The following is a 1000-nucleotide window of genomic DNA, read 5'->3' on the forward strand; positions in this document are numbered from 1 at the left end:
GTTGCGGCCGTCGGGGGTAACTTTCAACGGGGGATTCGGCCTTTCGCCCGGAATTTGCGGTGTGTCCGAGCCGAAGTGCCCCTACAGTGGACCTCGGCGGTAAGGCAGCGAGCCCCGGCCGGAAAGCGCCCGGCGCTCAGGGGCCGAGGGGTGCCGGCCGCCACAGGGGTGGCTTCGTTCCCGGCGAGGCTGTTTTGCCGGCCGCCACGGGGGCCACCGTGGCGGGCAACTTTGGCGGCAGAAATTGTCCGTGGAGCCATTGTCCATGGCGTGTCCGCGCCAAAGTGCCCCCGGGGCGCGGGCGGCGCCTGCCGGCACGGGGCAAGCGCCGGTCCGGCGTCAGCCGAGCGGGCGGGGCGTGGCCGGTGCCGTCAGGGCGGCCAGGGCCATGCTTTCGAGCAGTGGACGAGCCCGCTTGAGCGCCATCCGGCGCCCGTGGTTCCGCACCGAGTGCGGCGTGGAGTTGATCAGGCCGAAGGTGGCATGCGCCCGCATCCGCAGCTCGGCCGGGTCCGTCTCCGGATGCAGCCCGGCCAGCACGTCCACCCAGAGCTCCACGTAATTGCGTTGCAGGGTCCGGACCTCCGCCTCGTCATCGTCGTCGAGGTTGCTGAAGTCCTGGTCCTGGACCCGGATGACGTCCGGGTTGCTGAGGGCGAAGTCGACTTGGAATTCGACCAGGCCGGCGAGCGCCGCCGCGGCGCCGTTGGAGTCCTCCACCACGCTGCGGCCGCCCTCCAGCAGGTCCTGGCTGACGCTGAGCAGGAGTGCCCCGAGGACTGCCTGCTTGCCGGCGAAGTGGCGGTACACGGCGGGTCCGCTGACTCCCGCGGCGGCGCCGAGGTCCTCCAGTGAGACCCGGTTGAAACCGTCGGCGGCGAAGAGCGCGGCCGCCGCGGTCAGGAGGGCTTTCCGGCGATTTTCCTTGGCCTGGCTCCGCTGGGTGGTCTGGCTGGGCTCGGTCACCGGCGCATCCCTCGTCTCGACTGTCCCGTGGTGG

The 1000-nt window shown here is 71.3% G+C and carries 1 protein-coding gene; it reads right to left on the reverse strand.

The features are described from left to right. Positions 1-339: 339 nt before the first annotated feature. Complete coding sequence (locus AB4Y86_RS19530) at positions 340-966, reverse strand: SACE_7040 family transcriptional regulator (protein WP_441403768.1); 627 nt, start codon at positions 964-966, stop codon at positions 340-342. Between the last annotated feature and the right edge of the window lie 34 nt (positions 967-1000).

The sequence above is a fragment of the Arthrobacter sp. 2YAF22_2 genome (assembly GCF_052114645.1).
GTDB lineage: Bacteria > Actinomycetota > Actinomycetes > Actinomycetales > Micrococcaceae > Arthrobacter.